This window comes from Bdellovibrio bacteriovorus, from assembly GCF_041888015.1.
In the GTDB taxonomy this organism is placed as follows: domain Bacteria; phylum Bdellovibrionota; class Bdellovibrionia; order Bdellovibrionales; family Bdellovibrionaceae; genus Bdellovibrio.
Genome location: NZ_CP168968.1, coordinates 3,171,322 through 3,184,873, shown reverse-complemented (window position 1 = coordinate 3,184,873; position 13,552 = coordinate 3,171,322). Strand labels below are relative to the sequence as shown.

Genomic DNA, 13,552 nt, shown 5'->3' with positions numbered 1-13,552 from the left:
GAGTATTTAATGAGAGTTACTTCTTTTTTCCGCAGGCCTTGGCTTTAGGATTGATCTCACAAACGGCTTCGCGCAGCTCTTGGTTTTCCTGTTTCAAAGAAGCGATTTCTCTTTTTTGAGCCTGAAGCTCAGCCTTTACACCTGAGATGGATTTATAGAGCTCTTTAAATGCCTCAATCATAGGGCCAATCAGTTTAGTATAGGCAACAGCGCGGAAGCCTTTCTCGTCTTTATCAACAGCCTCGGGGAAGACTTTTTCGACGTCTTGAGCGATGACACCCATATCTTTCTTGTCGATCAGATCCAGATCGGGACGAACATCATGGCGCCAGTTGAAAGTCACACCTTTCAAAGACAGGATTTTCTGTAATGAGTCCGGTATGATTTCAATATCTTGTTTCAGGCGAGCATCGGACAAGTTTTCCCAAGCCGCCGTACCACCCGAAGTCCCATTGACGAAGAATTTGCGAGAACCAGTATTGCCGCCGATGTAGACGTTACCTCCATTGCTTATGGTCAGAGCATCCCCACTGGCTGTCGTTGGGCCGGGTCTGATCCAGAAGTGTCCGCCGTCAACCCCCATGAAGAATTTTTGAGTTGTGTCACCTTCTTCAAAGCCAATGTAAGGAGCGGTTGCATTTTTTATGTAGAAGGGCGCTCCTGGTGCGCCGGCTCCCAGGCCTACCCAACCGGTAGAAGCAATTCTCATTCGCTCTGTTGTTGAAAGGACGGCACCAGAACCGCTGTTGACTGTAAACACAAGATCAGCGGGAGCGGACGTTGTTGTCCAATTGGCCGAAGCTTCACTGTAGATATTGGCTCCGAGCCCTACGGTGGTGGCGTCGCCATAGCCATTGTAGAGTAGATTTCCGAGAGTATCTCCACTCAACACAGCAGCTTTGGAGGCAGCAGTTCCACGAGACTTCATCAACTGGATTCCCGGGCCTGCTGTCGCATTTTCATTGCGCTCAAAGGCAGCTGAGGAGGCGCTATAGTTTGGTCCTTGGACATGAAGTCTGACACTAGGGGAGGTTGAACCAAGTCCCAAGTAACCATTGCTGGCAATGCGCATACGTTCAGCGAAGGAGCCATTGGAGTTTGTCGCAAACGACAAGTAGGCTGATTTGGCAGTGGCATAGTCCGCTTCGGCATAGGAATGAATAGCTGCGCCATTGGAGTAAGCGGCTCCATCCCAAGCGCGCATAGCCACGAATCCCAATGAGTCACCGGCCAATACGGGCGATTCGGCTCCCGCGTTGTCGCGAGCTTTGGTCATGATGACGGCTGCTTCTGCAGTGTTGCCGACGCTTTGAATGTAGACGTCATCATTGCCGCCTCCGGTTCCTTTGATGTGAAAGACACGCTCTGGGGTCGTGAGCGTACTTCCGATGGCAATTCCACCCGGTACGACTAATTTCAGATCCTGAGTCGATCGCCAGTCCCCTTGGGTGTTGGCGTTACCCAAGCGCACGGTGCTGCTTGCTGGATTGGCTACCGGGCCGATGCCCCAGTAACCGGTGCTGTTCCAGTTCCCGACAAACTGCGCCTGCCCCAGCGTATTGTGATAAGAGCCGACAAATACAGCGTTGTAGTTGGCCGTGGCGTCCCACTGGCCGACCTGCAAACGAGCCCCAGGATTGATGGTGTCAATTCCGACTTTTCCGTCGTTCGTGACTCGCATCTTTTCGACGTTGTTGGTGTCGAAGATAATATGGGCATTGGCGCCGTTGGTGACATAGAGATTTGAGTTCGTGGCATCTGTGTAGCCGACGTTACCCAGCCATGCCGAATCTCGAATATACTCCATCTCTACCTTTCCATTATCGGGACCTGAAAGAATAAGGGACGATTTCGTGGTCGCGGGAGCTCGAACAATCAAAGAGGCATTGGTGTCAGGAGTTGTGTTGATGCCAACATAACCATCTTTGTGAATCGTCATTCGGGTGATATTGGTGGTTTCAAAATTCAAAGCAAAGGCATCGTTGGTGCCCAGAGTGGCATTGGTAGCCAAAGTATTTCCGCCATTGGCGAAGAAGCCCGCAGAAGCAAAGTTGGTACAACCCATCACCCCTGAGGCACTGAATGTGATCATCTGAGTGGTACCGCAGGTGAAGGGGATAATCGCGGAACCTGTTACGTTGGAAACAAGCAGTCGATCCCCCGTTAAAGAAGTGGCACCAGTACCGCCCTTATTCACAGGAACTGCCGAGGGGAAGTTCGCAGGATCTGCGCTAATAGTCCCTGATGAAACGGCAATCCCTGAGCCAATCTGAACGACACCGCGAGCACCTGTTGTTGCCGGGTCCACAGAGATAACGGGAGTGGTGGTTCCGGTGGCGACCTGAATGGGGGCTGTGCCAGTGACGTTGGTGACAGTACCTACCGTAGGAGTGGCCCACTTCAAGCCGGAGGTTTGCGCGGAGTCCGCAGTGAGAACCTGACCATTGGTGCCCACAGGAAGACGGGTGTTGTTTGCAGCGTCGCGTACCAGGACGTCCCCTTTTGCAGTTAAAGGAGACAATGCATTGATGGCTGCCTGAGCTGTCGCGGCTCCGGTGCCACCATTTGCAATTGGCAATGTGCCATTCACATCGGAGGTAAGACTGATGGCAGCTCCACTGGACGCTGAAGTCAAACGACCTTGAGCATCCACAGTGATGGTCGCACGAGTGTATGTGCCCGGAGTGACCGTCGTGTTGGCCAGAGCAATAGTACCAGTGCTGCTGATCGGTCCGCCAGTAAGACCTGTGCCTGTGGCGATGTTTGTGACCGTACCACCGGAAGATGTGTCCGTATCAGTTCCGCATTCCCAACGATTGTTTGCGGCAACCCACTTCAAAACCTGCCCGTCGGTACAAGCTGTGTTGTTGGGACGATAGATAAAATATTTTCCAGCGGCGTTGCCAATGTCGCCAACATCCAAAGTGACAGCATTGGTTTTTCCGGCCACTGAAACGACTGGGAACGCGATAGAAGCGTTGTTTGCCGCCGTTAAGCGGCCTTGAGCATCGACAGTGAAGGTCGCAACTTGAGTTGTTGAACCATAAGAGTTCGCAGTCACCGTTGTATTCGCCAAAGAAATGGTCCCTGTTGTGCTGATCGGACCACCGCTGAGTCCCGTGCCTGTGGCGATGTTCGTGACCGTCCCACCAGAGTTGGCGTCATTATCGGGGGCAGGAGCCCATTTGCTGCCATCATATTTAAGGATCTGACCGGTGCTCAATCCTGTTGTATCAACGGGAACACCTTTGATTTTATTCAGCGATGTTGCGCCGATAGTTCCACCGATATCACCTGCAACAGAAACATTGATGGCCTGACAATTAAAACCACCCACTGCATTCCAGTACATGGTCTCGTGCGGATTACAGCTGGCGTTGGTGACAGCTGCACTGAACTCTGCGTCTGTCATATATGTATTCAAGGTCGCAGACAGTCCGCTGACATCACTTTGGCTGATCGCTGACGGAGTCCATTCAGTTCCGACATATTTAAAGAACTGATTTCCGGTGGGAGCTGTCGCAGAAACAGCGACACCCTGGATTTTCGCCACAGAAGGGGAGGGATAGTTACCCGACAAATCTCCGCTGGCGCCTCCGACAGGGGCGCGAGGGTCGGTGAAGCGCGGATCATTCCCCGCCGCCACCGTTCCTGCCGCTTGACCTACATTCAGAGTGATCACCGGAGTTGTGGTGTTATCGGTAATAGAAAGAGCCGTGCTGCCAGAACTAACGCTGGTCACGGTGCCGCCATTGGCTCCAGAAATACCAGCACAGGAAAGGGTGCCGCCTGTGCGGGTCAGGAATGTATTGGCCGGGCAGACAGGGAAATCAGATTTCAAAAAGAAGTCATCAATCACGTTGGAGCCGAGCATTTCCGCTGACTTGGCATAGGCCGCATAAGGCACCGTGCGAATTTCATTGGCAGGAGAAATCACTTTCCATCCTGAACCATCATGAAACTGAACTTTCAAAAAACGAATGTCACCGGAAACGGCCTGATATTTTGAGCCGCCGGCACAGTTGTGTTCCAGGGTGTTGTTGAAGGCATCCAGCAGTGTAAACAGAGGATCTGTGGGAAATATTTTTGTGCCTGACCCGATCGGGACATCGAAGACCCCGCCAGAGTTTTGCAGATTTACGCCATTTTTCTGTTCGCGATAGATCACGCAAGTTCCGTTGGGACTGGTGATTTCAAAAAGGAAGCTGACGTTGTTGTATTCCAGGCCTTTGCCGTCACTGTTGATGATACGGCCCTGGTAAGTCAGAGAATTTGGAGCCGCGACTGCGACCCCAGTCCATAGGAGTACGAGAATTTTAAGCAGGTACGTTCCGATTCTCATACTTATCTTGTCGGATTTTTAACAAGAAACATGAGTTATTGAAGTCTAGATTGCGTAGGTAAAATGGGTTGTTGATTAATTCTGTCTCGTTTTGAGAGAGGTCGTATTGATCACCAGCGCTGTACCGATAACCAAGGCTCCCAGAATCTGAACAAAGCTCAAAGATTCTTTAAAGATAAGGGCGCCCATCAGGGCGGCAGTGATGGGTTCTATCATCATCAGGAGGGCTACTTCCGTGCTTTTCAGTTTTTGTAAAGCAGCCAGTTCAAAGGTCAGTGGAATGATGGTGCAGACCAAAGCCAGACCTAAAATACTGGAGGCTTGGATATTGGACAGGCTTTGAATCGCAGAGTAGTGCGGGTGATGGAACAGAGAGAGGGCCAAGGCGCCAAAAGTGATCACATACAACGAAGAAGAAATCGGTCGGACATTTTTCTGCAGGCGTCCTGAAAGCAGAACATAGATGGCGTAGCTGATCGCTGACGCCAGTCCGGCGCCGATGGCCCAGATGTTTTTCACTTCGATATGTCCCCACAAAAGCAGGATCAGTCCGCTGGAGGCGGCCAGCAGACACAGGGCCTCGCGACGGGAAATTTTATCTTCGGTGAAGAAGTGTGAAAAGATATTCACCCAGAATGGATAAGTGTAAAGCAAGAGCGCTGCGAGTGTGATACTAAGACCTTGAACAGCCGTGAAATACAAAGTGGAAAAGAAAGCGTAACCGAAAATTCCCAGCAAGGCCGCAATCACGGTCTGACGCAGATTCAGACGAACCCAGGACGGTCGGAACAGCAGCAGGCCAATCCACATTAGAACGGCGGCCAGGGTAAAGCGATAGGATAAAACTTCGCCGACAGAAAGGCCTGAATCAAATCCCCATTTTCCAAAGACCCCTAAAAAGCCAAAACCCACGCTCGCTAAGGATATTTCAATGGTTCCGCGAAGACGTGGGTTCATGTTTTTCATAGATAAGGCTTATTTTGCTACTTTTTGGCCGTTTTTATATTTGCTTGGTTTTTTCTGAGTCTTCACTTTGGAAGCTGGTTTTGCTGTCTTCTTGATGGAAGTCGCGCGCCCCTTGTAGGTGCGTTTTGTTTTTACGTCTTCCGGATCGTCAGCAAGGAACACACGTTGAGCTGCGGCTTCATTCAGATAAGCCAACTCGCCGGTTTTAATTGCACCCATGCGCAGACGACCGATCGCCACACGCTGAAGTCTCATCACATCAAAACCGATTTTCGCGAACATCTGACGGATCTGACGGTTTTTACCTTCCGTGATCACGATTTTGTACCACTCGTACTTTTCAGATTTGTTTTCACCGGTCTTTTTGACTTTTTCGATGTGGCGGGCAGATACGCGACCACCAACGATGGAAACACCTTTGCGCAGTTTATCCAACTGAACCGGTTCGGGCTTGCCACTGAGTTTTACAAGATAGGTTTTGGTTACTTCCGCCTTCGGATGCATCACCTTATTGGCAAAATCACCGTCGTTGGTCAAAAGAAGCATTCCTTCAGAGTCCCAGTCCAGACGCCCTACCGGGAATACACGTACGGGAATATCAGCCAGGTATTCTGCCACTGTTGGGCGATCCAAAGGATCTTCCATCGTAGTCAATACACCTGTTGGTTTGTTCAGAATGGCATAGATTTTCTGAGTCAGAGGCTTGCGCAGAGGCTTTCCGTCAATCAGGATACGGTCGTTTTGAGGATCTACTTTGACACCCAACTCGTAAACGCGTTTACCGTTCACAGTCACTTGTCCTTCTTCGATCATGCGGTCTGCATGACGACGGGACGCCAAGCCACTGTCGGCAATTAGTTTATTAAGTCGAACTCTTTCAGAGGAGTTATTTTCAGACATTCTTCATCGGCCTCGGGTAATTGTTGAGTGATCAATATATCACCACTCAGGCCGGAAGAGGAGATATTCTTGCGGTTGTACTCGGCGATGGCATGGCGAAGGTCGCGAGCCAGCAGAGTCATGAGCTTGTCTCCCAAAAAGACGTTATCCACGGCTGTTTCAGCCTTGGAAAGTACGATAGAGGACCATTTCAGGGCTTCAGAGTCACCCTGTTGGATAAGAGCACAGGTTCTTTCAAGCTGGCTGACCAGATCCTGATAGTAAGGATCTGTACGACGATCGACAAAGAACTGCTCCAGTCGTTTGATCGGGAACAAAAGACGTGTCTGTTCCTGCAAAGGCTCGTTCTTCATTTCCAGAAGCTTTTGGAAAACATAGCCACGCAAAAGGGAGCCCGTGACCTTGTCGTTCACAACACGGAATTGCGCTGTAATGTACGGCGCCACCTCAATTTTATGGGTGTGCTGGGAACTTAGCTCCAGCTCGGAGTTGTAATAAAGCACCAGATCTTTGCGCAAAGGTTCCAAAAGACCATTGCGGATTGTGAACTTGCGATCGAAAGTACGAACTTCCAGGGATTTATCTTCGCGAAGAATAATCGCAACGGCTCGCTTGTTCTGATCAGGCAGGATGCGGAATTTCTCACCTTCGGCGCATTGGGTCTTAACGTATGAACTCACCGCGTCAATAAGGTCGGAGAAATGCTCAATCTCAATAAGCTGAACCGTTTGTGGGAAGCGAATCGGGGTGAGATCGAACTTTTGCTGATAGAAACCGTTGAAATTCTCTAAAAGGAACTGAACTTCGTGACCCAATTGTTGCTTATTGGACGCCCAGTGCGGGTAATCCATGCAGTAATTGAAGAACATTTCGATCAATTCCGGAGTCAAAACGTCATCGGAATGGGGGAAACCACGCAGGAAATTGAAAAAAGACAGACGCGTCGGAGTATTCTGCGGATTTAAATCAGAAACAAACTTCAAAAGCTGTCCAACTTTTAGCATTTTTCCCCTCTCTGCACGTCGGCCCTAAAGTATGAACATTTGAATTTTTAGTCCAGAGAAAATATACTGGAAGAGCAGAATTTTTTAAGTCCTACGGAGGGGCCCGATTATGCATAAAGAATTGAATCCAGAATTGTTTGGGGAAAAGAAAGTGGCCAAGAGTTCCGCTATGGACAGCGTTTCTGCCATGGGGACAGCCCCGAACAGCTACCTGAATACAGACCGCCAGATTTTTGAGCTGAGAGCCCAAAACCAGGCTTTGGCGGATCAGTTGAATAAGGTCGTCGCGACCGTCAACGAGTTGATCAAAACTTCCAATATCAAGTTCGAAAAACAGCACCATCTTTTGAACCGCCTGGAACAAAGCCACAATGGTCTGGCGACTGAAGCCGGTCAAAAAATCACGCAACTGAGCCAGCGTGTGAACGAGCGCAAAAGCTTGGATCTGAAAGTTCAGGAAATGGTCGATCGCCACAACAATGTGATCAAAAGTTTTGAAGTTCGCATGAACCACCTGCAAAAACTTTTGGCTGAAAAAGAAGCCCAGATGATCGCAAGCCAGGCGGCTTTGAACGAAGCCAAAATGGAAATTGCACGTCTGAAGCGTCTATAAAAATTGAAAGTTCTGCGGGCAGACCGTTGTCGGTACTGCCCGTTGTGAACAGTACCTCCGCACAGAAAAATGAATGCGAGTTGTTTTGAGTTTGCCGGGCTACCTAAGCTAGGTAGGCATGCTTAAAAACATAATCGCCTTTTTAACTCTTCTTCTCTCTTCTACAACCTATGCCGCCAATTGGTCTCAGACCAATGTGCAGTTTCTGCACGGGGACTCTTATAAGAAGCCCGGGGATATTTCTTATTCTGCGACTGTTGTGACGTTTGAGCACCTCAGTCAGTGGGATTACGGCTCCAACTTTTTCTTTTTTGATATTACCAGCCCTGATACCGAAAGCAGTACTGCTTACTATGGCGAATTTGCACCCGCGTTCAGCCTGGGCAAGATGGGGATCTTGACCCCGCCAGAATCCTTCTTGAAGGATGTTTTGCTTCAATTGAATTTTGAGCTTCCACAGGGGCCCGCTCGTCGGGCGAACTTGGCTGGCGTGACCTTGGAGTGGAAAGATGTCGGGTTTGATTATCTGGCCACGCAGTTCTTATACCGGGATGTTGTGGGGGTTGACGGGCATACAGGGCAGTTGACGGTGGCGTGGCTAAAGCGTGCTGGCGGGGACTGGCTGCCATTGGAGTTTTCCGGCTTTTTGGATTGGGCCGGTGTCGAAGGAGCATTGAAAGACAACGTTCATATTCAGGCGAGCTTTTTGTACGACATCAGTCGAAAAACGGCTCAGAAAGTGCCTTTGAAAATTGGTATGGAATACAAATACTGGGGCAATAAGTACGGCATCAATGGCTTGAACGAAAGTGTGCCTCAAGCCAAGCTGCTGTGGAATTTCTGATAGGGTGAGGTGCTGGGGGCCAGCACCCGACTTACATTTTCATGACCTTTTTGTGGCGGCAGGTATTCAGACCAAAAATTTGGTAAGCGGGACACCAGCCGACCAAACCTGTGACTAAAGGGATTGCGCCCAGAAGAAACCACGGATTCGCCGGTCCGACAAAGGCCAGACTGACCAGGATAAGTCCCACTACGATTCTGAGAGTTCGATCTATTGAGCCTTCGTTTCTTTGAAAGACAGACATAATGCCTCCTTTACATGGGTTTATTATAACCCAAAGAGGCCTTGGCGATTATGACCCAGGACATAATTCCCAGGTAGAAAGTCTATTGAGATGCTTTTTCCATACGTTTGATGAAGTCCGCAGCCTTTTCAAACTGGGTCAATGTCAGAGCGTCAATCCACATACCGTGAGGATTAATAAAGACGACAGTTGGCAGGCCCTGAATGTTGTACTTCTTTTTAAGTTCTTTCAGCTCTGCGGAGTCCTTCGTCGCATCGAACTTCAGCATGACGAATTTTTCTGACAAGGCCCGTACACGAGGATCGGTGAAGGTTTGTTCTTCCAGCTCGTGGCAGGCCGCACACCAGTCCGCCCAGAAATCAATGATCACAGGCTTTTGATCTTTTGCAGCTTGGGCCAGCAGAGCCTCTGAATAAGGCTGCCAATTAAGCTTTTGGATTTGATTGATGCTGGCGGTGCCCATCATCTGACTGCGGATGTAGGGACGCAGATCAAATGCCGAGATCACCATATAGCCAATGCCCACGATCAAAACTGATTGCATCAGGCCCTTCTGGATATGCTGCAAAGTGGATTTTCCCTGAGCTGGTAAGAAGGCACCATAGACACTGGCCAGAATAATCAAGCCGACAGCCAAAGCACCATCGAACCAACGGTCCGGCAGCAACAGTTCCAGATAGTAATAGAAGGCAGACAGCATCAGTGTGCCCAGAATGAACTTGAATGAATTCATCCACGCACCAGATCTTGGAAGAGCTTTTGCCAACTGATTGAAAAGGCCCAAAGCAATAAAGATCAATCCCAAGCCCAGGGCATAGACAAACAGATAAATGAATCCAAGCATTTTATTTTGCGTGGATGCCACATAAGTCAGTATCGCTACCAGCACAGGACCTACACAAGGGCTGGCAACGATACCTGCGAATAAGCCAGTTAGATAGACACCAACAATTCCTTTTTTCTGAGTCCCACGGCCAAACTTGTTGCGCAGGAAGGCGGGCACTTGCAGATCATAAAGACCATACATGGAAAGCGCCATGGCCAGGAAGATCATGCAGATGACAGACAGCACATAGGGATTCCCCAGGCTGGCACCAAAGATACCACCGCTGGAGGCGGCGATCAGTCCCAGAATAGAATAGGTCGTCGCGATACCCAGCACATACACACAGCTGGTGAAAAAATTCTGCAGGCGTGTGCGCTCATTGGAATGATTTCCCAAAACAGCCAGGGTGATAGGAATCATCGGAAAAATACATGGAGTGAAGCTGGTGAAGATCCCTGCGAAGAATACAAAGATCAACCCGGCCCACATGCTGGAGCTGAGATACTTATGGAAGCTGTCAGCGCCAAAGAAAGATGTGGGCGCAACAGTTGGTTGCACATCGGCTTCCATAATCTGTGATTCACCTTCAACCTGTGTGACTGTTATGGGAACCTCAAGAGTTTTAACTGTCGGGAACAGGCAGAACTGGTCCGAGCACGCCTGATAGGTGAGCTCCATTTTCATTTTTGTATGACGCTTCAGGAAACGGTGAGGAGCCTCAATGTGCGCCGTCAGTGTGGCTTCATTTTCAATTCCGGAGCGCATCTTCTTTGAGAATTTATCATTCCAGGTGATCAGTGGTTCGATTTTAAAGGGAGCCACTTTGAATCCATCCGGCTCCAGAATCACCACGCTGAATTTGTCTTCGTAAGCATGATAACCCGCAGGCAGTTTCATTTTGATTTCAATGTTGCCACCCTGGCCCGGGCTCCATTCATAGGGAAGGACTTTGGTCTCTGCTAAAAGGGGATCAGTGTCGTTCGGGTCAACAGCCCAAGACTTAGGACTTGCGAACAACGAGAGAATTAGAACTACAACGTAAAACAGGCTGAATCTCATGTTTTTCCTCTGGCCTCGTCTTAGTCCGACTCCGGACTATGGGCAAGTTTATTTGCGACTGCCTCAATATTAGCACAGTTCACTCCGATAGAGAAACTGAGAGGTCATAACTTATGGGTTTTGTAGGTATTATCGTAGTATTTGTGATGGTCTTCGGGGGCTTCCTGCTAGCAGGTGGTCATATGTCCGTGATCCTCAAGGCGGCTCCGCTCGAATTGATGATTATCGGGGGCGCGGCTTTGGGAGCGTACATCATTGCCAACCCAATGAAGATTATCAAAGCCGGTTTCAAGATGAGTATCAAAGCCATGACGGCCAAGGGACCTCAGAAGCAGGATTATGTGGAACTGCTGCAGATGATGTTCCAGCTTTTCCAGGCTTTCAGAAAAGAAGGACCTCAAGGGATCGAGAAACATATCGAAGAGCCGGATAAGAGTGACATCTTCAAAGCTTATCCAAGTTTCATGCACAATCACCATGCGGTTCATTTCCTTTGCGACACGATGAAAATCACTTTGTCTGCAGAGATGTCTCCGTATGACGTTGATGATCTTTTGGATGCGGATATTAAAGCGATTCACCACGAAGAACACATGGCGGTTCACGCCGTACAAACAGTGGCCGATGGTTTCCCGGGTCTGGGGATCGTTGCCGCGGTTTTGGGTATCGTAAAAACGATGGGACATTTGACCGAAGGGGTTGAGAAGATCGGTGCCTTGGTTGCCGGCGCCCTGGTTGGTACGATGTTAGGGGTTTTCGGAGCTTACGGTCTGATTGGTCCGACAGCGACGAAAATGGGAGCGGATATCGATGCGGAAGGCCGTTACCTAAGTTGTATCAAAGCTGCGATGGTGGCTTTGCAAAGAGGTGCGCCACCGATCGTATGCGTGGAGTACGCACGTCGCTCCATCATGCCTGAAGAAAGACCTTCTTTTGAAGAGATCGACAAGGCTACAAAAGAAATTAAGAAAGCTGCGTAATACCGGCGCCGCCGAGGATGTGAAGCGGGCACAGCCCGCGTAACTGGACTGGCGGCCACGGCCGAGGATGTGAAGCGGGCACAGCCCGCGTAACTGGACTGGAACTAAACTATGGCAGAAAAAACAGACGATAGTCATCAAGAAAATTATCGTATCGGGCGGTGGTCACCACGGGGGTTCCTGGAAGGTGGCCTTGGCCGATTTTATGACGGCCTTGATGGCCTTCTTCCTGGTGATGTGGCTGGTGGGGCAGTCTGAAGAAACCAAAAAAGCGGTTTCTGACTATTTCTCCACGCCGTCTGTTATTGAATACAACTTCCAGAACTTCGGTGCGGAAATCACTCTTGAAAAACTTTTCCTGGATATTCTGAACGAGCCATTGAAAGCCTTCCAAAGCTTCATGGAGCCGGCAGATAAAACGCCGAACCTGTTGGATATGGGCTCCACAAAAGTGGTGGCAGCTTATCTGGCGGATCAGATGAATGACGTGGCAAAGAACGTCACGGTGACTCCGGAAGGGTATGACTTTGATATTCCTGATTACATGTTGTTTGAACGTGGTTCGGCCACGCCGAATGCCAACTTTGTGAAGGTCATGGATAAAATCAAAGGCATCACGACAGGTCTGAAGGATGCCAATATCAAGCTGACTTCCGGTTTGTTTGTGCAGGCGGTTCCTGATGCCAGTGCGATGACGGCGAACAAGGTGGCGGCCGAACGCTATGATATCGTTCGTAACAAAATTCTGGCGTCTTTGGAAAATAACACCGTGGATGTTTCCGGTGGTATCAATGTCAAAGAAAAGCGCGGTGAAGTGGATCCGGCAAAACTGGTGGGCTTTATCCGTGTGAAAATCGCCCAGAAGGAAATCACTGCCGACGGCAGAAAGCCGCGCAAGCTCGATACTTTGTTCGGGCCTTCGCGTGTGGATATGTCTGTGTATGATAACTTTGTGAACCAGATCAGCAACCGCAAGAAAGCGGAAAAGCCGGATCTGAAACAGCAAGTGGATCAGGATCTAAAGGAAGAAGCGGGCTTTACAACTCCGTCTTCGCAGACAGAATAAAGAAGTAATCTCCAGCGCCGTCAAATTGAGAGCTTTCACTGGTTCCGGTGAGAGCTCCTTCAAAGAAGATCACCCCCCATTTTCGTCCCAGTCCTGTGCGCGCATCGAAGTAAGGATTGATGGAATCCACTTCCGGGGCGTTGTAACCAATCTCGTTGTCCCATTTCCAGTTACCAAAAACATCCATGGTATTGCCAAAAGCAAAACGGGCCGAACGTTCTTTGCTGGCTTCCCAGTTGGAAATTGCATCGTACATGATGCGTGACTTCCACAAGTGCAGATGAAGGCTCAGGATATTTCCGTTGTGATCGCCACCGTTGTAGAACTGGCTTTCGCTGTAACCGATGATCAGATTTGTATTTGCAGAGAAATCCACCTTGATATCCGCATTCAGGCGCAGATTGAAGTGATCGTCGCCGTGATCGTAGTTGGTGTTGGAACCCCAAACTCCCAGGCGGAATTGCGAACCAAAGTTAAACCAGAACGACCCCTGCAGAGCCGGTGAATGATCCGACTGGGAAAGTCCGTATTCCACATAATGGGAAAGCAGACTGACATCTCCGGAAAGATCAAAAGTGGGGGACGTGCTGGCTTTAGAGGTTAAGGCCCCCAAAGTGCTCAATAGAATAATGGTAAAAGCAATGTATCTTCGCATAGATAGTTCGCTTCATTGTGACGTAAAGAATCGGGAAAAACAAAGTTTTCGCA

Annotated in this window: 11 protein-coding genes; 4 read left to right on the top strand and 7 right to left on the bottom strand. The window is 49.5% G+C overall.

Going from position 1 to position 13,552, the window contains the following annotated elements; translation table 11 throughout:
• Positions 1–16 precede the first annotated feature (16 nt).
• From ACES2G_RS15155 to ACES2G_RS15140, 4 genes are all read right to left on the bottom strand, one after another.
• Positions 17–4,342, bottom strand: coding sequence for a tail fiber domain-containing protein (locus tag ACES2G_RS15155; RefSeq protein WP_374000654.1), 4,326 nt, complete (start codon positions 4,340–4,342; stop codon positions 17–19).
• A 75-nt stretch (positions 4,343–4,417) separates the two neighbouring features.
• A complete protein-coding gene (locus ACES2G_RS15150) occupies positions 4,418–5,308 on the bottom strand; it encodes a DMT family transporter (protein ID WP_347358635.1) in 891 nt (296 codons plus the stop codon).
• Between the two features lie 9 nt (positions 5,309–5,317).
• Positions 5,318–6,208 carry a pseudouridine synthase gene (locus tag ACES2G_RS15145; RefSeq protein ID WP_347358634.1) on the bottom strand — a complete coding sequence of 297 codons (891 nt, stop codon included), beginning with the start codon at positions 6,206–6,208 and terminating at the stop codon, positions 5,318–5,320.
• A complete protein-coding gene (locus ACES2G_RS15140; protein ID WP_374000653.1) occupies positions 6,163–7,212 on the bottom strand; it encodes a hypothetical protein in 1,050 nt (349 codons plus the stop codon). The genes ACES2G_RS15145 and ACES2G_RS15140 overlap by 46 nt, the downstream gene beginning before the upstream one ends.
• A 109-nt stretch (positions 7,213–7,321) precedes the next feature.
• Between ACES2G_RS15140 and ACES2G_RS15135 the strand changes: the two genes are divergently transcribed.
• A complete protein-coding gene (locus ACES2G_RS15135; protein WP_347358632.1) occupies positions 7,322–7,825 on the top strand; it encodes a hypothetical protein in 504 nt (167 codons plus the stop codon).
• Between the two features lie 118 nt (positions 7,826–7,943).
• Positions 7,944–8,669: a DUF5020 domain-containing protein gene (locus tag ACES2G_RS15130; RefSeq protein WP_347358631.1), complete on the top strand. Its 726-nt coding sequence runs from the start codon at positions 7,944–7,946 to the stop codon at positions 8,667–8,669.
• A 31-nt stretch (positions 8,670–8,700) separates the two neighbouring features.
• Here ACES2G_RS15130 and ACES2G_RS15125 read toward each other — a convergent pair whose 3' ends face one another.
• Positions 8,701–8,913, bottom strand: coding sequence for a DUF2892 domain-containing protein (locus ACES2G_RS15125; RefSeq protein WP_347358630.1), 213 nt, complete (start codon positions 8,911–8,913; stop codon positions 8,701–8,703).
• A gap of 82 nt (positions 8,914–8,995) precedes the next feature.
• Positions 8,996–10,798 (bottom strand): protein-disulfide reductase DsbD family protein, encoded by a 1,803-nt coding sequence (locus tag ACES2G_RS15120; protein ID WP_374000652.1) that lies wholly within the window; start codon positions 10,796–10,798, stop codon positions 8,996–8,998.
• 113 nt (positions 10,799–10,911) lie between these two features.
• On the opposite strand from ACES2G_RS15120, the gene motA reads away from it, so the two are divergent.
• Positions 10,912–11,778, top strand: a complete 867-nt coding sequence (gene motA / locus ACES2G_RS15115) for a flagellar motor stator protein MotA (protein WP_347359135.1) — start codon at positions 10,912–10,914, stop codon at positions 11,776–11,778.
• A 193-nt stretch (positions 11,779–11,971) separates the two neighbouring features.
• Positions 11,972–12,844, top strand: coding sequence for a flagellar motor protein MotB (locus ACES2G_RS15110; RefSeq protein WP_374000651.1), 873 nt, complete (start codon positions 11,972–11,974; stop codon positions 12,842–12,844).
• Here the strand turns inward: ACES2G_RS15110 and ACES2G_RS15105 are convergent.
• Positions 12,816–13,499 (bottom strand): TorF family putative porin, encoded by a 684-nt coding sequence (locus tag ACES2G_RS15105; RefSeq protein ID WP_347359133.1) that lies wholly within the window; start codon positions 13,497–13,499, stop codon positions 12,816–12,818. The two genes, ACES2G_RS15110 and ACES2G_RS15105, sit on opposite strands and share 29 nt — an antisense overlap.
• Between the last annotated feature and the right edge of the window lie 53 nt (positions 13,500–13,552).

What these genes read in the sequence shown, in the direction of transcription:
- ACES2G_RS15155 (WP_374000654.1), bottom strand. Translation starts at nt 4,342, where the DNA reads ATGAGAATCGGAACGTACCTGCTTAAAATTCTCGTACTCCTATGGACT.
- ACES2G_RS15150 (WP_347358635.1), bottom strand. Translation starts at nt 5,308, where the DNA reads ATGAAAAACATGAACCCACGTCTTCGCGGAACCATTGAAATATCCTTA.
- ACES2G_RS15145 (WP_347358634.1), bottom strand. Translation starts at nt 6,208, where the DNA reads ATGTCTGAAAATAACTCCTCTGAAAGAGTTCGACTTAATAAACTAATT.
- ACES2G_RS15140 (WP_374000653.1), bottom strand. Translation starts at nt 7,212, where the DNA reads ATGCTAAAAGTTGGACAGCTTTTGAAGTTTGTTTCTGATTTAAATCCG.
- ACES2G_RS15135 (WP_347358632.1), top strand. Translation starts at nt 7,322, where the DNA reads ATGCATAAAGAATTGAATCCAGAATTGTTTGGGGAAAAGAAAGTGGCC.
- ACES2G_RS15130 (WP_347358631.1), top strand. Translation starts at nt 7,944, where the DNA reads ATGCTTAAAAACATAATCGCCTTTTTAACTCTTCTTCTCTCTTCTACA.
- ACES2G_RS15125 (WP_347358630.1), bottom strand. Translation starts at nt 8,913, where the DNA reads ATGTCTGTCTTTCAAAGAAACGAAGGCTCAATAGATCGAACTCTCAGA.
- ACES2G_RS15120 (WP_374000652.1), bottom strand. Translation starts at nt 10,798, where the DNA reads ATGAGATTCAGCCTGTTTTACGTTGTAGTTCTAATTCTCTCGTTGTTC.
- motA (WP_347359135.1), top strand. Translation starts at nt 10,912, where the DNA reads ATGGGTTTTGTAGGTATTATCGTAGTATTTGTGATGGTCTTCGGGGGC.
- ACES2G_RS15105 (WP_347359133.1), bottom strand. Translation starts at nt 13,499, where the DNA reads ATGCGAAGATACATTGCTTTTACCATTATTCTATTGAGCACTTTGGGG.